Annotated in this window: 19 protein-coding genes; 9 read left to right on the forward strand and 10 right to left on the reverse strand. The window is 71.5% G+C overall.

Annotated elements, in window-relative coordinates; translation table 11 throughout:
* The first annotated feature begins 106 nt into the window (after positions 1-106).
* Both ACWENQ_RS22410 and ACWENQ_RS22415 read left to right on the forward strand, forming a co-directional pair.
* Positions 107-3,841, forward strand: coding sequence for an ATP-dependent helicase (locus ACWENQ_RS22410; protein WP_452415932.1), 3,735 nt, complete (start codon positions 107-109; stop codon positions 3,839-3,841).
* Positions 3,835-7,149 (forward strand): ATP-dependent helicase, encoded by a 3,315-nt coding sequence (locus ACWENQ_RS22415; RefSeq protein ID WP_452415905.1) that lies wholly within the window; start codon positions 3,835-3,837, stop codon positions 7,147-7,149. Before ACWENQ_RS22410 ends, ACWENQ_RS22415 begins: the two co-directional genes overlap by 7 nt.
* Before the next feature lie 22 nt (positions 7,150-7,171).
* On the opposite strand, the gene ACWENQ_RS22420 is transcribed toward ACWENQ_RS22415, so the two are convergent.
* From ACWENQ_RS22420 to ACWENQ_RS22435, 4 genes are read right to left on the reverse strand one after another with little or no spacing between them, the layout of a single operon-like run.
* Positions 7,172-8,227, reverse strand: a complete 1,056-nt coding sequence (locus tag ACWENQ_RS22420) for a type III PLP-dependent enzyme (protein ID WP_452415907.1) — start codon at positions 8,225-8,227, stop codon at positions 7,172-7,174.
* A gap of 10 nt (positions 8,228-8,237) precedes the next feature.
* Entirely contained in the window at positions 8,238-9,761 is a 1,524-nt protein-coding gene (locus ACWENQ_RS22425; protein WP_449917653.1) for an IucA/IucC family protein, read from the reverse strand.
* Between the two features lie 53 nt (positions 9,762-9,814).
* The gene (locus ACWENQ_RS22430; RefSeq protein ID WP_449917651.1) at positions 9,815-11,362 is read right to left on the reverse strand and encodes an IucA/IucC family protein; all 1,548 of its coding nucleotides are present in this window, start codon (positions 11,360-11,362) and stop codon (positions 9,815-9,817) included.
* Positions 11,347-12,456, reverse strand: coding sequence for an ATP-grasp domain-containing protein (locus ACWENQ_RS22435; protein WP_452415908.1), 1,110 nt, complete (start codon positions 12,454-12,456; stop codon positions 11,347-11,349). Before ACWENQ_RS22435 ends, ACWENQ_RS22430 begins: the two co-directional genes overlap by 16 nt.
* A gap of 279 nt (positions 12,457-12,735) precedes the next feature.
* Here ACWENQ_RS22435 and nudC point away from each other — a divergent pair, with 279 nt between their 5' ends.
* Positions 12,736-13,710 (forward strand): NAD(+) diphosphatase, encoded by a 975-nt coding sequence (gene nudC, locus ACWENQ_RS22440; RefSeq protein WP_449917646.1) that lies wholly within the window; start codon positions 12,736-12,738, stop codon positions 13,708-13,710.
* A gap of 36 nt (positions 13,711-13,746) precedes the next feature.
* On the opposite strand, the gene ACWENQ_RS22445 is transcribed toward nudC, so the two are convergent.
* From ACWENQ_RS22445 to ACWENQ_RS22455, 3 genes are all read right to left on the reverse strand, one after another.
* Positions 13,747-14,700 carry a YbgA family protein gene (locus ACWENQ_RS22445; RefSeq protein WP_452415909.1) on the reverse strand — a complete coding sequence of 318 codons (954 nt, stop codon included), beginning with the start codon at positions 14,698-14,700 and terminating at the stop codon, positions 13,747-13,749.
* The gene (locus ACWENQ_RS22450; protein WP_354905932.1) at positions 14,697-15,176 is read right to left on the reverse strand and encodes an RNA polymerase sigma factor; all 480 of its coding nucleotides are present in this window, start codon (positions 15,174-15,176) and stop codon (positions 14,697-14,699) included. Before ACWENQ_RS22450 ends, ACWENQ_RS22445 begins: the two co-directional genes overlap by 4 nt.
* 82 nt (positions 15,177-15,258) lie before the next feature.
* Complete coding sequence (locus tag ACWENQ_RS22455) at positions 15,259-16,230, reverse strand: MerR family transcriptional regulator (RefSeq protein WP_452415933.1); 972 nt, start codon at positions 16,228-16,230, stop codon at positions 15,259-15,261.
* Between the two features lie 51 nt (positions 16,231-16,281).
* On the opposite strand from ACWENQ_RS22455, the gene ACWENQ_RS22460 reads away from it, so the two are divergent.
* Both ACWENQ_RS22460 and ACWENQ_RS22465 read left to right on the forward strand, forming a co-directional pair.
* Complete coding sequence (locus ACWENQ_RS22460) at positions 16,282-17,535, forward strand: cryptochrome/photolyase family protein (RefSeq protein ID WP_452415911.1); 1,254 nt, start codon at positions 16,282-16,284, stop codon at positions 17,533-17,535.
* Positions 17,536-17,668: 133 nt separating this feature from the next.
* Positions 17,669-18,982, forward strand: a complete 1,314-nt coding sequence (locus tag ACWENQ_RS22465; protein WP_452415912.1) for a recombinase family protein — start codon at positions 17,669-17,671, stop codon at positions 18,980-18,982.
* A gap of 505 nt (positions 18,983-19,487) precedes the next feature.
* On the opposite strand, the gene ACWENQ_RS22470 is transcribed toward ACWENQ_RS22465, so the two are convergent.
* From ACWENQ_RS22470 to ACWENQ_RS22480, 3 genes are all read right to left on the reverse strand, one after another.
* Complete coding sequence (locus ACWENQ_RS22470) at positions 19,488-20,123, reverse strand: hypothetical protein (protein WP_452415914.1); 636 nt, start codon at positions 20,121-20,123, stop codon at positions 19,488-19,490.
* A 244-nt stretch (positions 20,124-20,367) separates the two neighbouring features.
* A complete protein-coding gene (locus ACWENQ_RS22475; RefSeq protein ID WP_449917635.1) occupies positions 20,368-20,628 on the reverse strand; it encodes a mycoredoxin in 261 nt (86 codons plus the stop codon).
* 71 nt (positions 20,629-20,699) lie between these two features.
* Positions 20,700-21,581, reverse strand: a complete 882-nt coding sequence (locus tag ACWENQ_RS22480) for an alpha/beta hydrolase (RefSeq protein WP_449917632.1) — start codon at positions 21,579-21,581, stop codon at positions 20,700-20,702.
* A 148-nt stretch (positions 21,582-21,729) separates the two neighbouring features.
* On the opposite strand from ACWENQ_RS22480, the gene ACWENQ_RS22485 reads away from it, so the two are divergent.
* The 4 genes from ACWENQ_RS22485 to ACWENQ_RS22500 all read left to right on the forward strand — a co-directional run bounded on the left by ACWENQ_RS22485 (position 21,730) and on the right by ACWENQ_RS22500 (position 26,349).
* On the forward strand, positions 21,730-23,781 hold the full coding sequence (locus ACWENQ_RS22485; RefSeq protein ID WP_452415915.1) for an ATP-dependent DNA helicase UvrD2: 2,052 nt from the start codon (positions 21,730-21,732) through the stop codon (positions 23,779-23,781).
* A 707-nt stretch (positions 23,782-24,488) separates the two neighbouring features.
* Positions 24,489-25,361 carry an acyl-CoA thioesterase gene (locus tag ACWENQ_RS22490; RefSeq protein ID WP_452415917.1) on the forward strand — a complete coding sequence of 291 codons (873 nt, stop codon included), beginning with the start codon at positions 24,489-24,491 and terminating at the stop codon, positions 25,359-25,361.
* Positions 25,362-25,844: 483 nt separating this feature from the next.
* The gene (locus ACWENQ_RS22495) at positions 25,845-26,114 is read left to right on the forward strand and encodes a WhiB family transcriptional regulator (RefSeq protein WP_354905942.1); all 270 of its coding nucleotides are present in this window, start codon (positions 25,845-25,847) and stop codon (positions 26,112-26,114) included.
* Between the two features lie 70 nt (positions 26,115-26,184).
* On the forward strand, positions 26,185-26,349 hold the full coding sequence (locus ACWENQ_RS22500; RefSeq protein ID WP_354905944.1) for a hypothetical protein: 165 nt from the start codon (positions 26,185-26,187) through the stop codon (positions 26,347-26,349).
* The last annotated feature ends 637 nt before the right edge of the window (positions 26,350-26,986 follow it).

Here is a 26,986-nt window from a genome sequence, read left to right on the forward strand (position 1 = left end):
TCCCGGTACGGTGGGCGGATCGCGCAGGGAGACCGGGCAAGTCGGCACGATCTGTCCCTGTGGTCTGGTGGAATCTAGTGCTGTGAGTTCTCAGACCTGGCGGTTGGTGCGGCGACGAGGCAGTGGGCCCGGTGCGGCCCCTGCGCTCGACCGTGACCAGCGCGCCGTGGTCGAGCACCCAGGCGGCCCGCTGCTGGTCCTCGCGGGCCCCGGCACCGGCAAGACCACCACGATCGTCGAGGCCGTCGTCGACCGCGTCGAGCGGCGCGGCGTCGACCCCGAACGCGTTCTCATCCTCACCTTCAGCCGCAAGGCGGCCGAGGAACTGCGCCAGCGGGTGACCAGCCGCATGCGCCGCACCACCAGGACCCCGCTCGCGCTCACCTTCCACAGCTACGCCTACGCGCTGCTGCGCAGGGAGGCCGTCCTCGAGGGCAGGGAGCCGCCGCGCCTGCTCACCGGTCCCGAACAGCTGCTGGAGATCCGCCGCCTGCTCCACGGCGAGCTCGAGGACGGCGCCCGCCTGTGGCCCGAGTCGCTGCGCGAGGCGCTCAAGACGCGCGGCTTCGCCGAGGAGCTACGCGACTTCCTGGCCCGCGCGGGCGAGCGCGGCCTCGACGCGGCGCGCCTGGTGGAGCTGGGCCGGCAGTACGGCAGGGCGGACTGGGCGGCCGCGGGCCGCTTCTCCCAGCGCTACCAGGAACGGTTCGACCTCGACCCCGAGCTGTCGCTCGACTACGCCGAACTGGTCAGAGCCGCCGCCGCGCTGCTCGCCGACCCCTCGGTACGGCACCGCGAGCGCTCGGCGTACGACGCGGTGTTCGTCGACGAGTACCAGGACACCGATCCCGCGCAGGAGCACCTGCTGCGCCAGCTGGCGGGCGACGGGCGCGACCTCGTCGCCGTCGGCGACCCCGACCAGTCGATCTACGGCTTCCGCGGGGCTGACGTCCAGGGGATCCTGCGCTTCCCCGAACGCTTCCGCGACCGTGCGGGGCGTCCCGCGCCCGTGGTGGCGCTCCACGTCTCGCGCCGCAGCGGCACCGACCTGCTGGCCGCCTCGCGCCGCGTCGCCGCCCGCCTGCCCGCCGCTCCCGCTCCCAGCGTCGGCTACCCGGCGGCGTCCGGCGGGCGGCCTTCCGCCGCCTCGGACGCTCGTGTCCCCCCGGTGGCCGGGACGCGTCCGGGGGAGGCCAGGAAGGCGTGGGAGCGGCCCGACCGGCGGCAAGCGCGCGGTCACCGGGACCTGGTCGCGCCCGAGGACGTCGACCCCGGGCAGGTCCGGGTGCTCCTGGCCGACAGCGTCAGTCAGGAGGCGGCGGTGGTCGCCGACACCCTCCGCCGGGCCCACCTCATCGACGGGATGCCGTGGCATCGGATGGCCGTGCTGGTGCGGTCGGCCACCCGGCAGGTGCCGCTGCTCAGGCGTGCGCTGGTGAGCGCCGGTGTGCCGACGATGGTGGCGGGCGACGAGGTGCCGCTGGCGCAGGAGCCCGGCGTCCGTCCGCTGCTCACCACGCTCCGCGTCGTCCTCGACCCGCGCGCGCTCGACGAGGCGGCGGCCGAGGAACTGCTGACCGGGCCGTTGGGGGGCACCGACATGCTCGGCGTCCGCCGGCTCAGGCGCGCCCTCAAGATCGCCGAGAACGAGATCACCCACCTCCTGCCCGCTGTCGACGAGGTCCCCGTCGACGGCGCCCCACTCGCCCCCGGCGACTCCGACCCAGCCGGCGTCAGCGGCCCGACCGGGGCCGGCGGCATGACTGGAGCCGGCGGCGTGACTGGGGCTGGCGGCCTGACTGGAGCCGGGGCCAGCGGCATGACTGGGGTCAGCGGCATCACGGGCGACGGCGGGCCGGCCGAGGTGGCCGATCAGGTCCAGCCCGTCTCCCTCACCGAGCCGACCGGCCGACCCGGCCGCGCCGGGGTGTCCGGTCCGGCCGGGACGACCGGTCCGGGTGGCGGTGCCGGGCTGACCGCTGCCGGGAAAGCGCGCCCCTCCGCCGGACCCGCTGACGCGTCCGCCGGTCCCGACGCGTCCGCCGGCTCCGACGCGTCCGCCGGTTCCGACACGTCCGCTGGCCCCGACACGCTCGAAGACGCCGGGAAGGTCGCGCCTCGGGACCGGTCCGGGCCGCCGCGGTCGTCGGGCGAGCTGCTCATCGCCGCCCTCAAGGACGTCAGAGAGCTGGTCAGGATCGAGCCGCACATCGCCCATCCCGCCGAACGCGTGGCCAAGCTCATCCAGACCGCCCGCGACGCCGTACAGGCCGGGGGCACGGCGGAGGACGTGATCTGGGCGGTGTGGCAGGCCAGCGGCCTGGCCGAGCGGTGGACCGACCTCAGCCTCGCGGGCGGCGCCAGGGGAGCGCAGGCCGACAGGGACCTGGACGCCGTGGTCGCCCTCTTCGACTACGCCGCCAGGTTCGTGGACCGGATGCCGAAGGCGGGCCCTGAGGTGTTCCTGGAGGATCTGTCCTCCCAGGAGATCCCCGGCGACACGCTCGCCGAGCGGGCCCCGGACGGCGACGCGGTCAGGGTGCTCACCGCGCACCGGTCCAAGGGCCTGGAGTGGGACCTGGTCGTCGTGGCGGGCGTCCAGGAGGGGGTGTGGCCCGACATCAGGCTCAAGGGCTCGCTGCTGGGCATCGACGAGCTGGTCGAGCTGGCCGAGGGCGCGCCGCTCGACTCCACGGACGCGACCGTCGCCGCGCTGGCCGCCAGGCAGCTGGCCGAGGAGCGGCGCCTGTTCTACGTGGCCGCCACCAGGGCGCGGGAGAAGCTGGTCGTCACCGCGATCGGCGGAGAGGACGCCGACGAGCGTCCGTCGAGGTTCCTGTCGGAGCTGATGCCGGGCGCGGTGGAGGAGGCGACGGTCGACGACCACGCCAGGTGGCTGAACCTGGCCGCGCTCGTCGCCGACCTGCGCAGCGTGGTCACCGACGCCGCGCAGCCGGAGCGCATGCGCACGCAGGCGGCGCGGCATCTGGCGCGCCTTGCCAGGCAGGGTGTACAGGGCGCGCATCCCAGCGAGTGGTACGCGCTCACCCCGCTGTCCGACGATCGCCCGCTGAGCTGGCCCGACGGCATCGTGCGCATCTCGCCCTCGGCCGTGGAGAGCTTCACCAAGTGCGGGCTGCGCTGGCTGCTGGAGACGGCGGTGGGCGCGGCGGGCACGAGTTCGGCGCAGGGTCTCGGCACGGTCGTCCACGCGCTGGCCGTTCTGGCCACCGAGGATCTGGCCGGGGAGGAGCTGCTGGGCAAGCGGCTCGACGACATCTGGACCGAGCTCGACTTCGGCGGCGTCTGGTTCAACCGCAAGCAGCGCAGGGTCGCCGAGCAGATGATCGCCAAGTTCATGGAGTGGCAGCGCCGCAACGGCAGGACCGTCGTCGCCACGGAGGAGTCGTTCGTGGCGATGGTGTCGGAGGGCGTGCAGATCAAGGGCCGGGTCGACCGGGTGGAGATGGACGAGCAGGGCAGGGCGTTCATCATCGACCTCAAGACCGGCAGTTCGAAGCCGCGGCCCGAGGAGCTGGACCGGCATCCTCAGCTCGGCGTCTACCAGCTGGCGGTGCTGCTGGACGCGTTCAAGCGGCACGGCCTGGCCGAGCCGGGCGGCGCCGCGCTGGTGCAGGTCGGCAAGGCCGCCGGCAAGGAGGCCAAGGAGCAGGCGCAGGCCCCGCTCGACAGGGACGACAACTGGGCCAGGGACATGGTCGACACGGTCGCCATCGGCATGTCGGGCCCGTTCTTCCAGGCGAAGGTCAACGACGGCTGCCGCACGTGCGCGGCCAAGGGGAGCTGCCCGGTCAACGACAGCGGGGGGCAGGTGTGCTGAGCCCCGTCGAGCTGGCGGACAAGCTCGGCATCCTGCCGCCCACGCCGGAGCAGGCCGCGGTCATCGAGGCGCCGCTCGAACCCATGGTCGTCATGGCAGGAGCGGGCTCGGGCAAGAGCGAGACCATGGCGGGCCGGGTCGTCTGGCTGGTGGCCAACGGCCTGGTCAAACCCGAGCGCGTCCTCGGTCTCACCTTCACCCGCAAGGCCGCCGCCGAGCTGGCCCACCGCGTGCGGGAGCGCCTGAACGGCCTGGCCGAGGCGGGGCTGGTGCCGGCGCAGGTGCTCGACAACGAGCCGACCGTCTCGACCTATCACGCCTACGCCGCCCGCCTGGTCACCGACCACGCCGTCCGCGAGGCGCTCGAACCGACGATGCGCCTGGTCACGCCCGCCGTCTCGTGGCAGCTGGCCTCGCGGGTGGTCGCGATGTACGACGGGCCGATGGACCGGATCGAGCTGGGCCCGCCCTCGGTCACGGCCGCCGTGCTGGAGCTGGCGGGTGAGATGTCGGAGCACCTGCGTTCGAGCGCGGACGTCAGGAGGGTGGGCGAGTGGCTGCGCGAGCGCCGGGGCGAGGCGACCACCGTCCGCCAGCGCCGGCCGATCGGCGTGCACGACGCCCGCGAGCAGTTGCTTCCCCTGGTGGAGGCCTACGAGCGGCTCAAGCGGGCCCGCGAGGTGATCGACTACGGCGACCAGATGTCGCTGGCGGCCCGCATCGCCGCCAACCATCCCGACGTGGGCCGCATCGAGCGTGCCCGCTACTCGGTGGTGCTGCTCGACGAGTACCAGGACACCAGTCACGCCCAGCTCGTCCTGCTCAGGAGCCTGTACGGCACCGGCCACCCGGTCACCGCCGTCGGCGACCCCTGCCAGTCCATCTACGGCTGGCGCGGCGCCTCGTCGGGCAACCTGCGGCGCTTCGTCGCCGACTTCCCGACGGCCAAGGGCGACCCGGCGCCGGTCAGGCAGCTGAGCGTCAGCTTCCGCAACGGCGACCGGGTCCTCGACGTGGCCGCGCGCGTCCAGCTGCCGCTGCGCATGGAGGCCCGCGAGGTGCCGGTGCTCGTGCCGGGGCCGAACCGGGTCGACAGGGGCCGCGTGACGTGCGCCTTCCACGAGACCGCCGAGGACGAGGCGCGGTGGGTGGCCGAGCAGGTCAGGCAGGCGCTCGGCCATGAGGTGGCGCCCGACGGCCTGCCGTGGGGCGGTGGGGAGCGCAAGAAGACGCCGGCCGTCCAGCCCCAGGACATCGCGGTGCTGGCGCGCAAGCGGTCGCAGTTCCCCGTGCTGCGCCGGGCGCTCGAGGAGCGCGACATCCCGGTCGAGGTGGTGGGCCTCGGCGGGCTGCTGACCGTGCCGGAGGTCAGTGACCTCGTGGCCACGCTGAGGGTGCTGTACGACGCGGGCGCGGGCGACGCGCTGGCCCGGCTGCTGGCGGGCCCGCGCTGGCGGATCGGCCCGGCGGACCTGCGGCAGCTCGGCGAGTTCGCCAGGGAGCTGAACCGTGAGCTGCGCGAGGGCACCGAGCGCGTGGCCGACCCGCTGGACCAGGCCGTCGCGGACCTCGCCGAGGAGCGCGGCAGCCTGGTCGACGCGCTGGACGAGCTGCCGGACCGGCCGGAGTGGCTGGAGGCGTTCTCGCCGCTGGCCAGGACCAGGATGGTGGCGCTCGCCCAGGAGCTGCGCCACCTGCGCGCGCACACGCACCAGCCGCTGCCCGACCTGATCACCGAGGCCGAGCGCCGCATGGGCCTCGACATCGAGGTGGCGGCCCGAGCCGGTACGGCAGGCGCCGTCGCGGCCCGCGCGGATCTGGACGCCTTCCTCGACGCCGCCTCCCGTTTCGCGGGCGACGCCGAGGACCCGACGCTCGGCGCCTTCCTGGCCTACCTGGAGGCGGCAGAGAGCGAGGAGTTCGGCCTGGAGGCCGGCAGGGTCGGTGAGAGCAACAGCGTGAAGCTGATGACCGTCCACGCCTCGAAGGGCCTGGAGTGGCCGATCGTCGTCGTGCCGGGGCTGTCGCAGCTGGTGGGCAGGACCGGCATCACCAAGGGCAGCATCTTCCCCTCCACCCCGGTCACCAACAGCCGCTGGACCGACAATCCGCGCAAGCTGCCCTACCCGCTGCGCGGCGACGTCGCCGACCTGCCCAGGCTGGCCGGGCTCACCAGGGACGAGCTGGACGCCTTCGACGAGCGCTGCCGCGACCGTGACCTGATGGAGGAGCGCCGCCTGGCCTATGTGGCGGTCACCCGCGCCCACTACCACCTCATCGCCTCCGGGTACCGGTGGGGGACCGCGTCCAAGCCGCTGGAGCCGTCCGACTTCCTGCTGGAGATCAGGGACACCTGCGGCAGGGTCGCCTGCTGGGCGCCGGAGCCGGCGGAGGGGGCCACCAACCCGCTGCTCGCCGAGCCCGCGGAGGCCACCTGGCCGCTCGCTCCCGGCGGCGTTCGCCGGCAGGCCATCGAGGAGGGCGCCGACCTGGTGCTGCGGGCGCTGATGGAGCCGCCCGACCTGGGGGAGACGGCCGGGCTCGACGACGAGCCCGACACGGAGGGCGTGGAGAGTGCGGAGGGCGCGGAGGGCGCGGAGGAGATCGGCGAGGGCGACGCGGAGCGGCTGCGGGCCTGGGCGCGCGACACCGACCTGCTGCTCAGGGAGCGGGCCTCCGGCGGGCGCCGCACGCAGACCGTGGTGGAGCTGCCCGCCAGGCTGACCGTCTCCTCGCTGGTCACGCTCGCCACCGACCCGCGCGCGCTGGCCCGCAGGATCCGCCGGCCCGTTCCCACCCAGCCGGCTCCGCTGGCCCGCCGCGGCACCTCCTTCCACAAGTGGCTGGAGTCCAGGTGGGGGCAGCAGCGGCTGATCGACGACTTCGAGCTGCCCGGCGCCTACGACGAGCCGGAGGAGATCGACGCCCGGCTGGCGGAGCTGCAGGAACGCTTCGAGGAGAGCGAGTGGGCGGGCAGGGAGCCGCTCGACCTGGAGGTCCCGTTCGAGACCATGATCGCCGACCGGCTGGTGCGCGGCCGCATGGACGCCGTCTTCGAGCGGGACGACGGCTCCTACGAGGTGGTCGACTGGAAGACGGGCCGCCCGCCCTCCGGCAAGGCGGCCCGCGGCGCGGCCGTGCAGCTGGCCGCCTACCGGCTGGCGTGGTCGCACCTGGCCGGGGTGCCGCTGGAGCGGGTGGGCGCCGCCTTCCACTACGTGCGCTTCAACAGGACCGTCCGCCCCGTCGACCTGCTGGACGCCGACGGCCTGGTCGCGCTGATCGAGTCGGTCCCGCTGCGCCGCTGACCCGCCCGGCTCCCCGGGCGGGTCAGGTGAGGTAGTGGAATCCGGGCTTCGGATGCATCAGGAAGTCGTGGTGGGAGATGTTCCACGCGTAGGCCCCCGCCATCGCGAACACCACCGTGTCGCCCACCCTGATCGACGTCCGCACTCCACTGGCCAGCACGTCCTTCGGCGTGCACAGCTGCCCGACGATCGTCACCGGCGTGTCCGCCACGCCGGGCCCCGATCCCGTCGGCAGCACGGTGAACGGCTGCGAGTGCCCCTTCGTCGCGGGTGTCCGCAGGTGGTGGGTGCCGCCGTGCACGATCGCGAACACCTCCCCGTGCACCCGCCGTACGTCGATCACCCTGGTCACGTAGGACCCGCAGTAGACGGTCAGCGCCCGCCCCGGCTCGATCCGCACCACCTGCCCGGGGCGGCGCAGCGCGGCCAGCCCGGCCCCGTAGGCGGCCCAGTCGAAGCGGGCGGAGGGCGAGGTGTAGGAGACGGCCATGCCGCCGCCCACGTTGACCTCCTCGTCGTGCCGCGCCAGGACGACCGCCGCCAGATCCAGCAGCGCGGGCGCGTCCAGGCCGCTGGCCAGGTGGGCGTGGACGCCGCGCAGCCGTACCGTGTCGGTGAACAGCGGCAGGCAGGCGGCCAGCCCGTCGGCGTCCATGCCGAACGGCCCGCTCATGGTCAGCGCCGCGCCGGTGGTCTCCACCCGCAGGTTCAGCCGCAGCAGCACGTCGGCGGGCACGCCCGCCGCGACCAGCCGCCGCAGCTCGAAGGGCGACTCGACGTGCACCCGGTGTGCGGGCAGGCGCAGCTCGGCGTCCGTCTTGCCGGGCCCGCCCAGCGCCAGCCGCGCCTTCGGCAGGATGGCGCCGACGTGCGCGTGCTCGCCCGCCGACGACACCTCGAAGCCGTCGACGTGGGGGGCGAGGACCCGCAGCAGCGCGGGGTCCGGGTTGGCCTTGACCGCGTAGTACAGCTCGACCCCGGGGAGGGCGGCCCGTACGGCGGCGGCGTGCGCGTCGAGCCCCGCCAGGTCGTAGACGAAGGCGGGGGCGTCCAGCGTCGGAGCGATCTCGTCGATCATGCGAAGTCGGTCATGCGAAGGGGTTTCCGATCGGCACGTAGCCGGCGCTCCTGTCGGCGCCGCGGGCCCACCTGACGGTCAGGTTGGCCTTGGCGGGCAGCGGAGCGCCCGCCAGCAGGTCCGACAGCGGCAGCGGCCGGCCCGCTGCGTCGCCGTACCCGGCCAGGACGTCCCTGGCCACCGCCCACAGCTCGCGCAGCCCGGCGTCCGTCGTGGCCAGCGTGGCGGCGATCTCGGTGAGGTGGTTGACCATCAGGCAGTAGACCACCCGGGCCCAGCCGCGCGCGGCGTCGTAGGTGAGGGCCTGGGCCACCCGCGGGTGCATGCCGGACAGGTCGTGCCCGACGAGCTTGGTGCCCTCCAGGTCGCGGAAGATCGCCTCGACGGGACGGCCGGCGGGGTCGAGGCAGACGAGGACGTTCTGCAGGTGGGGTTCGAGGACGACGCCGTGGGTGAAGTACGCGTCGAGCACCGGCAGCGCGACCACGCGCACGTAGGCGGCCCACCAGGAGACCGGGTCGGCCGGCGGCGCCGCGCAGGCCAGCGCCCCCGCCAGCACCGGGGTCAGGCCCGGCGAGCACACCGACCACGGGCCGGCCCGCACGATCACCCCCAGCCCTTCCAGCAGCCTGCCGCCGAGGGCCGCCGAGCGGTAGCCGGGCTCGGGCAGCCACCGCGTGCCGGGGTACTTCGCCGACAGCTCGGCGAAGACCGGGGCCAGCCGCTCGGTCAGCGCGACCGCGCCCGACAGCTCGTACCAGGCGTTCTTCCTGACGCAGTTGGTGATCCGCACGTCCAGGCTGAACTTCAGGCAGGTGCCGCTCACCGGGTCGTACACCGTGCGGACCGAGGAGGTCGGGGCGACGAGCGGGCCGGGACCGAGGTCGATCAGCCGGTCGTCGAACGCGGGCCTGAGCAGGTCGAGCTGCCACGGGTGCGCGGGCAGCAGCGCGTAGCCAGGCGGCGCGACCCCGGCCAGGTCGAGGGCGGCGGCGTCGCCCTCCTCCGCCAGCACGTCCTCGCGCACGCCCAGCAGCCGCAGCGGGAAGGCGGCGTGGGCTTCAGGGGCGTACCTCAGCCAGTCGTCGCCCGCCCGTGCCTTCGGCGAGGGATGGAACGGATGCCCGAGCACCAGCGCCTGCTCCGAGGCCAGCCAGGGGTCGTTCGGCGGCGGCGCGGCGGCGCGGGCCCGCAGGATCGCCGCCAGCGCGTCCCTGCTGGCCGCCACCTGCGCGGCGAACTCGGGGTTGCGCCCGTCGAGCTCGGCCTCGGCCAGCCGGACCAGCTCGTCGGCGGTCAGCGGCACCCACGCGCCGAACTCCAGGCGCTCCACCGGCCCCTCGAACCGCAGGGCGGCGCCGCCGCCCGCGCGCGCCCTGATGAGCGTGTCGGCCACCGTCAGCAGCAGGTACGGCGAAGCCGGCCACACGTGCCCTCGCGGCCCCGCCACCTCCCGCACGCAGCAGCGCAGCAGCGCCGCCAGCGTGGCCTGCTCGGCGATCGCCGCGGGCGGGTCGAGGACCAGGCCTTCCATGATCAAGCACTCCTCAGAAGGGACTAATGGGAAAGGTGCCAAGTGGACTGCCACTACGGTCCTGACCCGGCACGACGGTGGGGTGGCAGGCCGACGAGCAGGTTTCCCGTTAGGGACAGGGCCCGCAGGTAGTTGGGCCCGCTGGTGCCGTAGAACTTGTTGACGTCGCGCGCCCCCGAGCGCTCCTTGGCCACGAGCGTGCCCGCGGTGATCATCGACTTGCCGGTCAGCCTGACCGCGTCGAGCGTGCGGGCGCGCAGCAGCTTGGCCATCGGGTCGTCGCCGTGCTCGGCCAGCGCCTCCTCCAGGCAGCCGCGTACCAGCATGGCGGCCCGGTCGGCGGGCAGCGCGCCGAAGGCGATCGAGGCCGCCGCCAGGTGCAGGGTGATGGTGACGAACACGTCGGCCAGCGCGTGCGGGTCGTCGGTGAGCATCCGCTCGTCGGTGAAGGACGGCGGGGTCACTCCCGCGGCGGCCAGCCTGGCGGGGGAGACGAGCAGGCCGTCGTTGTCCTTGACGAGGAGCTTGAGGTCGGCGCCGCCGTCGATGACGAGCGCCAGGTTCTGCTGGTGGGCCTCCAGGGCCACGCCGTACCGGACGAACAGCCGCACGTTCCAGCGCAGCAGCGTCGTGAGGTAGCGGGTCAGCAGGTCCTCCACGTCGCCGAGCTCCTCGCGCACCTCGGGGACGTTCAGCGCGGCGACCGGGATGATCCGGCCCTCCGGCAGGCGGCGCAGCATCCAGCCGAGGTACTCGTGGCCCGCGTGGGCGTAGGTCTGCTCGTCGGCGAGCAGGATGCCGGGGTCGGCCAGGGCGCGCAGCAGCCGTTCGGCGGAGGCGCCGTCGGCCAGCGTCGACGGTTTGATCGAGCGGCGGTTGCGGCGGCCGAGCGTGCTGGTGGGCAGCGGCAGCTTCAGCTGCGTGCGGTCGTCGAGCTGCACGGTCCGCATCGACAGCGTCGGCCTGACCGTGATCCGCGGCCCGCCGTCCGCCAGGCGGGCCCGCGGCGGCAGGGCGCCCACGCTCAGCGGATGGACGGGCATCAGCACCGCGCCGCCCTCCTGCGGCCCCCACTGCGTGGCCGCGCCCGTCACGTCGGCCCGTGGCACCCACGCCCAGCGCAGCTCGAAGGAGGGCGCGAACTCGGGGGCGTAGGCCAGCAGTTCCTCGTCCGACAGGCCGGCCCGCGCCCGCGCCGTCGGGTAGACGGGATGGTCGACGAAGGCGGCGAGCGCCTCGTAGTCGGCCAGCCGCCTGCCCGTGATGCGCGGCCGGTGCTCGTCGTGCAGTTCGAGCGCGTGCAGGGCCTCCACGCACTCGTCGAAGAAGGCCGCCACACCCTCGGCGTCGGCGGGGTCGGCGATCTCCTGGAGCGTGTTGAGCACCTGTTCGAGACCGAGCAGCTCGTCGTCGGCGACCACGAAGTCCTGGAAGAGCAGGCCGGGCGCCAGCCGTACCCGCCTGCCGTCGGCCAGCAGCAGCGCCACGCCCTCCTTGCTCCTGGTGACCCGCTTGGCCAGGTCGCCGTAGTCCTCCCGCAGCAGCGCGTCGAGGATCCTCCTGGCCAGGTACGGCTCCCGCCGCCTCATCCGATCACCCACGGGTGCCGTTCCATGAACGACCCGACGGCCGCCTCGACCTTCTCCGCCGAGGGCCCGACCGCCCTGATCACGCCCAGGTAGTCGCGGTTGGTGTTGGTGAGCTCCACCCTGTCGCCCACGCTTCTGAGCGGTCTGTTCCACAACCCGTCTCCTTCGAAGGCGGGCGGCGCCTCGACGACCACGCCCGATCTGTCGGCCACCACGCTGACCGCGCACCCGTGACCGCCGGCGGCCGGAACCTCGGGAACCGGCTCGCCCAGGTGCACCCGCAGGATCCACTCGAACAGCGGCACGCCGAGGATGTCGGCCAGCAGGAAGTCGCAGTGGTCGCCGATGACCCGGTAGTTCACCTCGACGATCCTGGGACCCCGCGCGGTGACCACGTACTCGGTGTGGCACGCCCCGAACCCGACGCCAAGCGCCTCCAGCGCCCGCAGCACGTGCGGGTCGGCCTCCGGCGCCCAGTCCAGCCGCTCCTCCACGAAGTGCGGCAGCGGCCCGAGCGTGGTCGCGAACCCGCCGAGCACCCGCGTCGTGGCGCCGTCGCCGAGCGTCTCCAGCGTGCGCAGCGGCCCCTCCAGGTACTCCTCGACGACCAGCGGGAGGTCTCTCAGCCCGGCGATCGCCCGCTCCAGGTCGCGCTCGACCAGCATGACGTTCTCGCTGGCCACCCCCTCGCGCGGCTTCACCACCACCGGGTACGGCACGCGGCCCGGCACGGGGTCGCCGGGGGCCAGCCGTACGGACCAGACCTTCTCCACCCCCGCCTGGGCGAGCCTGCGACGGGTCAGTGCCTTGTTCTTGGCCGCCAGGCACGCCCGCCAGTCCTTGCCCGGCAGGCCGAAGTACTCCGCCGCCAGCGCGGTCTCCACCTGCAGGTGGTCGGAGTTGGAGAAGATCGCGTCCGGCCGGTGGTGGTGGGCGATCGTGTCGATCACTGCCCGTGGATCCCACACGTCGCACGCGATGGCGTCAGGGTGTTGCTCCGGCCGGTCGGTGAGGATCGTGACGTCGCAGCCCAGCGCGCGGGCCGCGGGCAGGAAACCGTCGGTCACCGAGTCGGTCGGTTTGGCAGCGGTCATGTAGAGCCGCAACGCGTGGCACCCCCGGGCTCAGGTAAGGCTAACCTAACTCGGCAGATCCTAGCGTGGTGGAGATCATGATGCGGCACGGACAGCGTAATCGCCCTGTATGAGAGTCATCTCCGCTCCTACTCGCTCGTGTTCGACGAGAAGAGCCGCGGCTACCGCGACAACCTGGTGGTCTACGCTGCCTGACACAAGGGCCCGGCGTTCACGCACCGGGCGCCCCGCGTCCTGTCACGGTCAACCGACCGTCATAAGATGGCATCGAATTCCGGGAGGAAGTGGCGCGTGGAGACGACCGCAGAAGAGCAGCTGCTGGGGCCCCTGCTCCTCGCGCGCGGCACGATCGACAGGTCGGCCCTGCTGCGTGGCGACGCCGACTGGCTCGCCAAGGCGTGGGCGGACCCGACGAGCAGGGTGCTGCTCGTCAGCGACGGCCACACCCTCGTCAGGCGCGCGGGTGACCAGGTCGAGGTGATCCTGTACACCACGCGGGAGGCGCCCGAGGGCGAGCGCTACCTGCTCGGCGTCGAGCACGGCGTCGCCTACTTCGCGGTCGCCGCGCCGCTGCCGGGGTTCGCCACGGCCGACACCAACGGCCGCGTCGTGAGCCCGCTGGGCCTGGGCGACACCCCCGAGGGCGAGCCGTTCCCCGCGGGCCTGCGCCAGGCCGGGGCGCTCCTGGGCGACCGTGACGCGGGCCTGCTCGTCTACGCGGTCGCGCTGGAGGCCTGGCACACCACGCACGAGTTCTGCCCGCGGTGCGGCAGCCGTACGAAGGTCGAGGCGGGCGGGCACATCCGCGTCTGCCCCGAGGACGGCAGCCAGCACTTCCCGAGGGTGGACCCGGCGGTCATCATGCTGGTCCGCGACGAGCACGACCGCTGCCTGCTCGCCCGCGGCCCGCAGTGGCCGGAGGGGCGGCTGTCGATCCTGGCCGGCTTCGTGGAGCCCGGGGAGTCGCTGGAGCACGCGGTCGTCCGCGAGGTGGCCGAGGAGGTCGGCATCACCGTCGTCGACCCGCGCTACCTGGGCAGCCAGCCGTGGCCCTTCCCCCGCAGCCTCATGCTGGGCTTCTTCGCCAGGGCCATCAGCACCGAGGTGGTCTGCGACGCAGACGAGATCGCCGAGGCCCGCTGGTTCTCCCGCGCCGAGCTGCTGGCCGCCCTGCAAAGTGGCGAGGTACGGCTCCCGCCGCCCGTCTCCATCGCCCGCCGCCTGATCGAGACCTGGTACGGCGACCACCTGACCGGCGACTGGTGACCTGGCCCGGCGGCCCGGGCGAGCCCGGCCGCCGCGTCACGCGGGCACGTGGTTGCGCAGGCGCAGTTCCTCGGGGAACGGCAGGAAGTAGGTCTGCTCCCTGACGTAGGAGGCGGCGGGCTCGCCGCGCGCGTGATGCCGCAGCAACGTCGCGGGGACGCTCAGCGGCACCCTGCCCGCCCGGTACGACCCGATGACCTCGACCAGATCCGCCCGCCTGGCCCGGTCCAGCTCGACCATCCCCATGCAGTGCTGCAGCACGTTGACGTTCCTGCCCACGGTGGCCCTCCTGGCCAGTGCCGCGCGGAAGGCCGCGGCGTAGGCGGCGCCCAGCTCCTGCCCTGGCCGCACGCCCGCTCCCGCCACCAGACGCCCCGCCTCCCGGTGGCGGGCCGGGTCGTGGGCCAGGATCTGCATCTTGTGCCTGGCGTGGAAGGCGACCAGGTCGGCGGGCCGCCAGTCGCCCTCCAGCAGCTCGCGCAGCCTGGCGTGGGCGAAGACGCGTTCCACGAAGCTCTCCCTGAGCAGGTCGTCGTTCAGCCGCCCCTCATCCTCGACGGGCAGCTCGGGACGGGAGTCCATCACGACGGCGGCGAAGAGACCCCGGTTGCGCTTGCCGACGGGCTTCCCGCCGCCCTCGGGGTACAGCGGGATGCCGTGGACGCCGCAGCTGGGGCTCCTGGACTTGAAGACGTACCCGTCGACGTCGAGCTCGGCGCCGCGGGCGCTGGCCAGCGCGGTCATGCGGTCGGTGAGGTCGACGCCGGTCGTCCGGGTCACCAGCCGCGGGCCGTCCGGTGAGCGCTCCAGCCTGAGCGTCTCGCGCGGGGCGCCGAGCCCGGCTTCCATCTCCGGGCAGATCCGCACCCAGTCCACGAAGGGGTCGAGGGCGCCCGACAGGAACCGGTCGCGGCTGTGCCCGCCGTTGAACCTGACGGGATCGCCCAGCAGGCAGCTCGAGACGGCGATCCTGGGCCTGACGGTCGTCATGCCGCCGCCAGGAGGGTCGAGAGGCGGTGCAGGCCGCGTGCCGTACGGGCCTTGACGGTGCCGAGCGGGACGCGCAGCCGTTCGGCGATCTCCCGCTGGCTCAGGTCGCCGTAGTAGGCCAGTTCGATGGCCTCGCGCTGCGGCGCGGGCAGTTCGGCCAGCGCCCGGCGGACCAGGTCGCGGTCGGCGAGGGAGTCGCCGTCGGCCCTGCCGTCGGACCCCTCGGGCTCGCCGACGGCCTCCAGCGAGACCGTGGGGACGCGCCGGGCGCGCAGGTGGTCGACGGCCCGCTTGTGGGCGATGCCGAGGACCCACGTCGTCAGGCTCCTGGCCGGGTCGTATCGGTGCCTGGACCGCCACACCTCGGTGAACACCACCTGGGTGACGTCGTCGATGTCCTGCGCCGGCACGAGGCGGCGCAGGTAGCAGCGGACCAGTGAGGCATGGGTTCGGTAGCACTCGGCGAGCGCCTCCATGAGAAAGCCTCCCTGCGAGATAACTTATTCAAAACTCATTCAACCTCCGCCGCGGGCGACCGTGCAACCAAGCCGAGGGAGATCAGCCGGCGGCGCCGGCGATCACCGTGATGGCCTCCTCCAGCGAGGTCACCCTGGTGACCCTGGCGGGCAGCGCCCCGCCCCACCCCGGCCCGCCGACGACGATCCCGGCGGGCGGGCGGACCGCCGGCAACCCCGCCAGCGGGGCGGGGTCACCGGTCGAGGACTGCTGCGACCAGACGAAGACCACCGAAGGACCGAGGCGGCGCATCGCGTCCCCCAGCGCGGGATACGGCGTGCGAGCGCCCAGCACCCGCGTCTCCACCCGCCGGTCGACGGTGAGCGCGGCGGCCAGCACGTAGACGGGCAGGCTGTGCTGCTCCTCCGCCGCGCAGGCCAGCAGCACCGGCCGCGCGTTCACGGGCCGGGCGGGACGCTCGACCAGCGGAGAGAGAGCGGCCAGCAGCCGGTCGGAGAACAGGTGCTCGACGTCGATGCCCGCGCCCGTCTCCGCCTGCCTGCGAGAGATCGCCGTGAAGACGGGGCGGACCAGCCGTTCCCAGGTCCACACCACCCCGTGCCGGGCCAGCGCGGTCCCGACGCCCTCGGCCACGGCCCGCCCGTCGAGCGTCTGGGCCGCCCGCGCCAGCATCGCCGCCGTGGGCACCGGCCCAGGGGCCGGAGCGCCAGGGCCCTCGGCCCGCGGCGTACCGGCCTCCGGTACGGCAGGCAGGCCGGCCACGTCGCCCGGCGTGACGGTGAGGCGGAGGGCCTGGCGGGCGGCGTCGGCGGGTGCGACGCCCTCGCGGATCAGCCGGCTCATCTCCGCCAGCCGCAGCAGGTCCCCCGCGTCGTAGCGGCGATGGCCGCCCGGACTGCGCCTGCTGGGGCCGATGCCGTACCGCAGGTTCCAGGTCCGCAGGGTGGGCGCGGGCACGCCGAGCCGCCTGGAGACGGCGCCGATGCCGTACCCAGGCTCCTCCTCGGGCAGCTCGCCCCGCTCATGCGCGCCGATCCCGACATTGTGGCGGATCGGCCGCCCCCGGTCGCAACCGCGGGGCGGCGGCCCTCGAATACCTGGGTGATGGACACCGTCATCGTGCTCTTCACCAGGGACCTCAGGGTCCGCGACCACCCGGCGCTGGCCGCCGCCTGCGCGCAGGCCCGGCGGGTGGTGCCGCTGTTCGTGCGCGACCCCGCCGTGCCCTCGGGCCGCCGCGCCGCCTTCCTGTCCGACTGCCTGTGGGACCTGCGCGACTCGCTGCGCGCCCGCGGCGGCGACCTCCACGTACGGCAGGGCGACACCGTCGCCGAAACCATGCGCCTGGCCCGCGAGACGTCCGCCACAGCCGTCTTCATGAGCGCCGACGTCAGCTCGCTCGCCCGGCGCAGGCGCGAGCGGTTCGCGAGGGAACCGATCGAGGTCAGGCACTTCCCCGGCGTGACCGTCGTGCCGCCCGGCCTGCTGCGCCCCTCAGGCGGCGGCGACCACTACCGCGTCTTCACTCCCTACTGGCGGGCCTGGTCGCAGGCGCCACGACGGCCGGCGGCCGAGACACCCCGCGCCGTCCCGACCCCCGAGGGGCTGCCGGCGGGCCCGATCCCGCGCGGCGTGCCGTACGGGGGGATCAGGGGCGGCGAGACGGCGGCGAGGGAGAGGATGCGCGCCTGGACGCGTCGCTCGCTGGACGACTACGCCGGCCTGCACGACGACCTGGCGGGCGACGGCACCTCCAGGCTCAGCCCGTACCTGCGGTTCGGCTGCCTGTCACCGCTGGAGCTGGCCGGATGCGGCAACGAGGACTTCGTCCGGCAACTGTGCTGGCGAGACTTCCACCACCAGGTGGCCTGCGCCTTCCCCGACCTGAACCGGCGCGACTACCGGCCGCGCGGCACGGCATGGCGCTCCGACAAGGACGCCGAGCAGGCCTGGCGCGAGGGCATGACAGGAGTGCCGATCGTCGACGCGGGCATGCGACAGCTGCTCGCCGAGGGCTGGATGCACAACCGCGCCCGCCTGATCACGGCCGCCTACCTCGTCAAACATTTGCGCGTCGACTGGCGGGTGGGCTACGAGCACTTCTTCGAGCTGCTCCTGGACGGCGACGTGGCCAACAACGCGGGCAACTGGCAGTGGGTCGCGGGCACCGGCAACGACACGCGACCCAACCGCACGTTCAACCCGCTGCGGCAGGCCAGGCGGTTCGACCCCGAAGGGGAGTACGTCCGCCGGTACGTGCCCGAGCTGGCCGGACTGCCCACGACGCTCGTCCACGAGCCGTGGCTGCTGACCGATGGCCGGACCGGCGCTTATCCCGCGCCTCTCACGCCGCTCTAGGAATCTCGGATGGGCCCCGCTCGGGGCGGGGCCCGCCGTACCTGCTCAGACCATCGCCGCGAGGCGGGCCTTCACCTCGTTCACCGAGGGGTTGGTGACCGCCGTCCCGTCGGGGAACACGACGGTCGCTCGCATGGATGACTTCGACATCCTGGCGTGTTGGAAGATCGACCGCGTATCCCGCCGGACTCTTCACTCGTACAACCTGGTGAAGGTACTCAAGGACGCAGGGAAGCGCGTCAAGGCCACGAACGACGACATCGACCCCATGTCCAAGACGGGAGAGCTGATTTGGTTCGTGATGTCTTGGCTCGCTGAAGGCGAGCTTGAAGCCATCGCAACCAGGAACAAGGCCAATCACGTCTACATGATTGCCACCGGACAGTGGCGTGGCGGCGTGCCACCCTTCGGCTACGAGCCCGACCCGGAGACCAAGCGGCTCAGGGTTGTCCCGAGTGAACAGGCGATCGTGGAACGGATGGTAAATGACATCCTGCCTGGGAAGGCTTCCCCGGGCGACGTGGCCGATTGGCTGAATGCCGAAGGCGTCAGACCCCGCAAGGCTGAGCGCTGGTCGGCCAATACGGTTCGCGCGCTACTCAAAAGCCCTGTCCTGATCGGCCAGTACCAGACGCGCACGGGTGAAGTGGTCCGAGATCAGGAAACGGGACTCCCTGTCCAGCGGGCCGAACCGCTCATAAGCGTTGAGGACTTCCTGAGACTCAAGGGTGTCCTTCAGGAACGAACCTCGGGTAAGACGAGCCACCGCAAGAACGTGACGCCGTTGCTGGGTGTCGCGTTCTGCGCGGAATGTCAGGCTCCGCTCTACACGACAGAGGGCTACTACAGATGCCAGACCCGAGGATGCGCATCCAAGCGCATCCGGGTCGAAAGGCTTCACGAGGAGACAGAGAAAGCCCTCCTCAACCTGTACGGGGATCAGATGATCTATCGCACCGTACGCACCCCGGGCCAGGACCATGCGGCCGACATAGCCGAGGCCGAACGGACGTTGGAGGAACTACAGGAAGACCGCGCGGCCGGTCTCTACAAGGGGGAGCGTGGAACAGCACGCTTTCGAGCCATGTACGCCAAGCTTGAGGAGAGGCTGGAGCGCCTTGAATCGCTGCCCAGTCGTCCAGCTCAGATGACTCACGAACCGACAGGAAAGACCGTTCGGCAAGAGTGGGAGTATCGGGACTGGCCGCAGCGTGGGGCGATGCTACGCGACGCGGGCCTGAGAGTCCTTTTCAAGGACACCAGCCCCGGAAGGGGGCTCAAGGACCCGCTCGTTTACCTCACGGGGACCGACCTTTCGAAGGAGGCGCAGTCACTCACAGGCAATCCGGTCCTGGTTCTTGAGCCAGCCGAACTTGGATATCTCAAGATCGGGACTGCTCACCCGGTTGGTCGAGTTCCCCCGTTGATTAGCTCTGGCCGTAACTGAGCCAGCGGATACCCAAGCCCCAACTCGCGGCACCGGTCGCGAGTCTGGGGCTTTCGTCGTTTCGCCTTGGCCCCCCTGTCTGCACAAGCTCGTGGCGGGACGTGATCTTCGACACAGCCCCCCCTTTCTCAAGTTCTGATGTGTTCTCCGTTGTCCTCAAGTGTTTTTAGGTCTTCGCTGGACACCTCCTTCGTGCCATCCATGGGGCCGTGCAGTAGTCGGAAGCGCGGACGCTGGCTAGCCTTCCTTCTACGTGACCAAGATCTCGGCCTAGCCGGATGCTCGGGCACAGCAAACAACGACAAGGGGAGAGCGGCGTGGAGGAAGTAGAGGGCGGCAAGTTCTTCGTCAGCGATCAGGAGCTAGAGGATCTGGTCATCGCGGAAGCCGACCAAGCATGATCAACCCGGCTTCGTCCTTCAGTCGCCGAAGCTCCACGCCGCGCCTTGGACGGTCTGGCTCGCCTTGCTGATTGTCGTCCGGGCTGAGCGTTCAGTTGAATAGATCAGCTCAGTCCAGGAGCGTAGACCGACTGTTGCTTCCTGGTGAACCGGTCGAGGTCCAGGCGAACGCCTGTCAGTGCCTCAACGGTTGCCAGTGCAGTCTCCCAGTCAGGGTAGGGCGTAGCGGGTGTCACCCCCGCCTCATCATCGGCCTTCATCCGCGCTCCCAGCGCCCGCAAGGCTCCCAGATGGTCATCGAGCGCGGCGGGGTCCTGGCCGAAGCACTCCAGGGAATGAGGGAACGAGTGCATGTTCACCGATGTGACGAGAACGCCGTCGGCCGCATAGAACAGCTCGTGGGCGTTGTTGACAAGCCACCAGAAGCCCCATGCCTGCGCGTTCTCGGTCAGTCGGGCCCAGATGTCTGGATCGCTGGGATAGGCGTTCTGCGCCAGCACGATCACACCATGGTCGCTATGTTCCAGGACGACGTGTTCCCCCAGCTCCAGCACCGTGCCGGGACTCGCGGCGTGGGGGTCGGCCCCCAGTCGGCGTGCGACATCGGCGACCGTTAGGGGCTCTCCGTGCCCTCGCACTACCATCCAGAACATCGCGTCGTTGATGTAGGGGTCTACTCGACCCAGATCCTGACGGAGCTGCACGTAGTAGTTGATCATTTCGGGCGTGACCGGGCTCATGCTCTCCCCTCTCGCATGGTGGAGACGACAGGGTAGCGGCCGGTTCCGACATTTCCGATCAAGCACGGTGACCATTGGCCTTGAGAGATGTTGGCCGTCTACCTGGAGAAATCCTGGCCGTGAGCCAGGATGCTCATGGCCTTGCATCAGGAGAACTTCATGTCCGTCTACACTGGCAACAGCCGTTGGCCTAGACAAGGCAAAGCCCCGGCTCTGGAACACGCCAAGCCGGGGCAGCTCTGCACTACCCCAGGGACGCTGCGGCCTCAAGTAGGCGCTTGATCTGGGCGACGGGCGGATTGGTCAGTACCGTGCGACCGTTCGGGGAATCTACAACAACCGTTGGTACGGTCTGGTTGCCGTTGTTGACGCTCATCACGAACTCCGCCGCGGCGGGGTCGCGCTCGATGTCGACCGTTTCGTAAGCGATGCCCTCGCGGGTGAGCTGGCTCTTGAGCCGCTTGCAGGGACCGCACCAGGTGGTGGTGTAGACGGTGAGCGCCATGAAGCAATCCTTCCGGGTTCAAATGAAGGCCAAAGAGCGCAACAACCTGGAGGGCGCGGGTAATCCCCGGGTCAGCTCGACAGTCGCTCCTCGATCCACTTCTGCACGCGCTCGGCGACCCCCGGCTCCCGGTACAGCGGCGCGCTGTGCGAGATGCCGGGCTCGGTGAAGACCGTCATCTTCACCCCGACCTGGCCGAGCATGTCCTTCAGCAGCAGGCTCTGCGCCGCGGGCACGAACTCGTCGTCGGAGTGCACGGTCAGCATCGGCGCGTCCTTCTTGCTGGCGTGCCACGGCACCTCCATCGAGGCCCACACGCGCGAGCACTTGCCCTTGGGCTCGCAGCCGCCCGCCAGCCTGATGGCGGCGTCGCGCAGCTTGACGCGGTTGGGGTCGGTGGAGTCGGCGCCGTCGGTGTAGGCGCGCAGCGGCGAGATCACGGGCGAGACGCCGACGACGCCCTTGAGGCCCTGGAGGGTGCCGTCGCCGTACGTGCCGACGGCGGCGGCGATGTGGCCGCCCGCGGAGAAGCCGACGACCACGTAGTTGTTGGGGTCGAAGTTCCAGCGCTCGGCGTGCCTGCGGGCGGTGGCGATGGCGTCGAAGGCGTCGGTGCGCTGCGCCGGCCAGGGCGCCTCGGTGGACAGCCGGTAGTTGAGGTTGAAGACCGTGTAGCCGAGCTCGACGTAGCTGCGGGTGATCTCGGTCATGTACTTCTTGTCGCCGCCCGACCACCAGCCGCCGTGGATGAGGAAGACCGCGGGGTGCTTGGAGTAGTCAGGCGTCCACCAGATGTCCATGGCCTGGCGCTTGCCGGGGCCGTACGAGACGGTCTCGAACGTCGTGCCGCCCAGCGCGTCGCCGTACGAGGGGGACGGATCCTTCGACGCGTGCGCCGCTCCTGGGATCAACGCGACGGCAGCGAGAACACTCGCGATCACCGCAGCTCGCACGGGCCTTCCTTTCCCCATGATTCGGTCGGGCCCCATTGTGGGGGAAATGACCTACTTTTCGCATCTCAGCGATGAAGAAACAGGTGACGGCGGCATGTTGCCAGAATGGCGCAGGCCCCCGCCACCTGCTGCGAGGATGTTTCATGTGATGACAGGCGACGACGTTCTGGCCGGGCTCGACCCTGAGCAGCGCGCCGTGGCCGAGGCCGTCCGCGGCCCGGTCTGCGTGCTCGCCGGGGCCGGCACCGGCAAGACCAGAGCGATCACCCACCGCATCGCCCACGCCGTGCACACAGGGGTGGTCGACGCGCAGGGCGTGCTCGCGGTGACCTTCACCACACGGGCGGCAGGCGAGCTGCGGCAGCGGCTGCGCCGGCTCGGCGCGCCGGGCGTGCAGGCGCGCACCTTCCACGCCGCCGCGCTGCGCCAGCTCACCTACTTCTGGCCCAAGGTGATCGGCGGATCCGCGCCGGCGGTGATCGAGTCGAAGCTGCCGCTGCTCGTCGAGGCCTCCCGGCAGATCCGCCGCGGCCGCGACCGCTCGGAGCTGCGCGACATCGCATCCGAGATCGAGTGGGCCAAGGTCACCCAGATCGGCCCTGAGGACTACGTCGCCGCCGCGGCCAAGGCCCACCGCTCACCGCCCGCCGCCGCCGACGAGATCGCCGCCCTCTACGAGGCCTACGAACGGCTGCGCCGCGAGCGTCACCTGGTCGACTTCGAGACGATCCTCGAGCTGACCGCCGCGGTGATGACCGAGCACGCCGACGTCGCCCACCAGATCCGCCAGCAGTACCGCTACTTCGTCGTCGACGAGTACCAGGACGTCAACCCGCTGCAGAAGCTCCTGCTCGACACCTGGCTCGGCGGGCGCGACGACCTGTGCGTGGTCGGCGACCCCAACCAGACGATCTACTCCTTCACCGGCGCGACCCCCCGTTACCTCACCGGGTTCGCCGTGGAGTACCCGAACGCCTCGGTGATCAAGCTCGTCCGCGACTACCGCTCCACGCCCGAGGTCGTCGGCCTGGCCAACCTCGTGATCGCCAAGGCCAGGAGCCCCCACCGCCTCGATCTCGTCGCCCAGCGCCCCCAGGGTCCCGCGCCCACGTTCACCGAGCACGACGACGAGCCCGCCGAGGCCGCCGGCATCGCCCGCGCGATCAGGAGACTGATCGACAAGGGGGTGCCGCCCAGGGAGATCGCCGTCCTGTTCCGCGTCAACGCCCAGTCCGAGGCCTACGAGGAAGCCCTCGCCAAGGCCGGCATCCCGTACCTCGTGCGCGGCGCCGACCGCTTCTTCGAGCGTCCCGAGGTACGGCGGGCGGTGGTCCTGCTGCGCGGCGCGGCCCGCTCCGCCTCAGGCGAGCCCCTGGCGCAGGAGGTTCACAGCATCCTGGGCGGCATCGGCCTCACCCCCGTCCCGCCCGGCGGCGGCAAGGCCCGCGAGGAGTGGGAGTCGCTGCGCGCCCTCGCCGACCTGGCCGAGGACATGGCCGCCGAGGGCGGCGACCTGCCCGCCCTCGTCACCGAACTCGAACGCCGCGCCACCGAACAGCACGCGCCGCCGGTCGAGGGCGTCACCCTCGCCTCCCTCCACGCGGCCAAGGGTCTGGAATGGGACGCGGTGTTCCTCGTCGGGCTGACCGACGGGATGATGCCGATCATCTACGCCGAGACACCCGAACAGATCGAGGAGGAACGCCGCCTCCTCTACGTCGGCATCACCCGCGCCCGCGAGCACCTCGGCCTGTCCTGGGCCCTGGCCCGGGCACCCGGCGGGCGCAAGGGCCGCCGCCCCTCCCGTTTCCTCGACGGCCTCACCGGGCGGCCTCCTCGCTCCTCCTCATCCCCCGGTACGGCTACCGCCGGGCCCCGGCGCTCGGTCGCCGCGCCGGTCAACTGCCGGGTGTGCGGCAAGACGCTGGTGGCCGCGGCCGAGCAGAAGCTGGGCCGGTGCGCGACCTGCCCATCCGACTACGACGAGGCGCTGCTGGAGGCGCTGAAGGCGTGGCGCACGGCGACGGCCAAGGAAGGGAAGGTGCCGCCGTACGTGGTGTTCACCGACGTCACCCTGCAGGCCATCGCTGAACGGGCGCCGCGCAGCGAGCAGGAACTGCTGTCGATCGCGGGGATCGGGAAGGTCAAACTCGACCGGTACGGCGCCGCCGTCCTCGACATCTGCCGCACCCACACCTGACCCCGCCTGACCTCATCGCCCGGACGGTCCCGTGACCTTCCCCACACAAGACGGTCAGCGGCTCGCCCGCAGGAGGCCGCTCACCCGCCGAGAGCCACGCACCTCCGCCCTTGGTACGCCCACAGGGCCGAACCTGCACCGCAGGAGGTGACTGGCCCCTCCCTCCCTCCGGGAGACCGGTCACGCACGTCCACAGACCCGCGTCTCGACGTCGGGACGGCACGCTCACCACACCCTTCACCACGGAACGGCTCACCTCGGGGGAACGGCTCGCCACGGGGGAACGGCTCACCACGGGGGGAAGGGCCAGTTCCGCCTTGAGGAAGACCAGCCACCCACCGGCAGGCCCGCCTCCCAGGCTTCCTGCGCCGCGTGCAGCCTCCCGGGAAGACCTCCGCCGCAGGAGGCGGCCGGTGGGAGGTCACCCGGGCCCTGGGTGGCGCGTGCCGATGGCCTCCTGGGGGAGAGGTTCGCCGCAGGAGGCGGTCGGTTCCGTGGTTGAGGTCACTCGGGCCTTCAGGGGTGGACGGCCTCCTGGGGAGACCTTCGCCACAGGAGAAGGCCGGTCCCGCGCCTCCAAGGCGCCGTCCGGTCGCGAAGGCCGGTTCCAGGCATGGGGTTGGGATGAGGGATGCCCCGGGGCACTGCCACGGCACCGGTCCCGTCACACTAGGTTGGGATGGCTTCAGCCATAGGAGGGACCCATCGTGAACGAAGCGCTCAAGGAGTTGCTCGACCTGCTCGACCTGGAGCAGATCGAGCTCGACATCTTCCGCGGGCGGAGCCCCGAAGAGCGCATCCAACGGGTCTTCGGCGGCCAGGTCGCGGCGCAGGCGCTCGTCGCCGCGGGCCGTACCGTCCCCAAGGACCGCGACGTGCACTCCCTGCACGCCTACTTCATCCGCCCCGGCGACCCGTCGATCCCGATCGTCTACAACGTCGAGCGGGTCAGGGACGGCAGGTCCTTCACTACCCGCCGGGTCGTCGCCGTCCAGCACGGCAAGGCGATCTTCACGATGTCCGCCTCGTTCCACATCCACGAGGAGGGCGTCCACCACCAGGCCGCGGTGATGCCGCAGGTCCAGGCGCCCGAGATGTTGCCGACGTTCCAGTCGCGCATGCTGGAGCTCGTGGGCGACGACTCGCAGTGGAAGGAGTGGCTGGCCCGCCCCCGGCCGGTCGACGCCCGCTACGTCTCGCCGCTGACCTGGGAGGCCTACAAGGATCCGTCGCTGCGCAGCGCCGAGAACAACGTGTGGTTCCGCTACGACGCCGACCTTCCTGACGACCCGCTGCTGCACGTCGTCCTGGCCGCGTACGCCTCGGACTTCACGCTCGTCGACACCGTCCTCCTGGCTCACGGACTCGCCTGGGGTGCCTCGAACGTCAGCGGCGCCTCGCTCGACCACGCCATGTGGTTCCACCGTCCCTTCAGGGCCGACGAGTGGCTGCTCTACGCTCAGGAGTCCCCATGGTCCGGAGGGGCGCGCGGCCTGGCGAGGGGTCAGATGTTCACCTCGTCGGGAGACCTGGCGGTGTCGGTGGTTCAGGAGTGCATGATTCGCGTGGCAGACTCGTAACACCGCAGGTAGAAAATGTGTTGCCCCTTCCCGGCTTTCCGGTTTAGGGTCATGGTCAAGCGAGTCGGACGGTCCTGTCCGACGATCACAGATGGAGGTGAGCCCGGTGAGGAACATGACTGAAATGTCGGCCACGCAGTGGCTCGCTTCCGCATGCCGTGACTCGGTCAGGCTCGCCAGTGGCCTGGCCAAGGTCCGACGGGACAAGTCTGCCCGTAGCCAGCTCGTGTTCCACGCAGGCTACGGCGCAGCCGTTGCCCAGGGCGCCCCCGCCTACGTCGCGGGCGCCGACGTGCCGACCCCTCAGATCACCAAGGGTGGACTGCGCGGTCCGCAACCCTGGAGGGATGACCCGGTCATAACCTGACCGGCAGTCAAGCCTCCAGGCCGCGGATCCGCAGACAGGATCCGCGGCCTTCTTGTTTGTCCGTGATCCCCCGACCCACGAGGTACCAGACCAAGAACAACCGAAGGAGACAGCAGATGGGGGCCCAGACGATCATGGACCTGATCGACGAAGCCAAGATCCCCTGTCGTACCGACCCCGACCTGTGGTTCGCCGAGTCGCCCGAAGACGTCGAGTTCGCGAAGACGCTCTGCGGCGGCTGCCCCATCCAGAAGGCCTGCCTGGCCCGCGCGCTCGAGCGCGAGGAGCCGTGGGGCGTCTGGGGCGGCGAGCTCATCCTCCGGGGAACGATCGTTCCCCGTAAGCGGCCTCGCGGGCGTCCGCGCAAGCACCCGGTCGCTGCCTGAAACCTCACATTCACCGCACCACAGAAAGCCGAGACATCCGATGAGCATCGTCCCTGGTAGGAGCTTTGAAATGCCGTATATCTATCAAGAACTGGTCAATGACCGAATACAAACCCTCCACAAGGAGGCCGAGGAGTACCGGATGGTGTCCCGCTTCAAGCGCGTCCAGCGCGCGCGGCGTGACCTGCAGCGGGCCAACGACCGGCTGCGCAAGGCTCTCATCGCCCAGGGGTAGGTCGTGAGATCCTGCCGCCGGCGGAGGATCTCACGGTCTGACCTCACGTGAAAGGCCGGGTGCACACGATGCACCCGGCCTTTCGGCTGTCCCGGGCCCTCACCCATCGGACCTCCGGGCATTGACCTCCACCCGACCCCTCCTGCAAAGCGGCCAGCCGGCGCCACGCCACGAGATGGCCTCATGGCGGATCAAGAGCTGTCAGTGGTCGCTCGGCCAGGGTGGGTCGAGAGCGACCGGCGGTCCTGCGCTGATTTCGGGCGGCTGGTGGGCACGGCTGAGAGGTCCGCCGCAGAAGGGGTCAGTGGTTCCTCGTGCGAGGTCTCGACGGCCGGGTCGGCCGAGGGCCGCCGGTCCTGGGGTGACCCCAGGCGGTCGACGGGGTCGGCTGATGGCCTCGGGCGCGGGTCAACCCAGTGAACGGCCGAACTCCCACGGATGGGGCGAATGACCGCCTGGAGCGCGGTGACCGTCGGTGAGACCGGTCCTCGCGTGGATGGGTCGGTGAGATCGGTCGTCGCGTGGATGGGTCGGTGAGATCGGTCGTCGCGTGGATGGGTCGGTGAGATCGGTCGTCGCGTGGATGGGTCGGTGAGATCGGTCGTCGCGTGGATGGGTCGGTGAGATCGGTCGTCGC

Source organism: Nonomuraea sp. NPDC004354 (assembly GCF_053602555.1).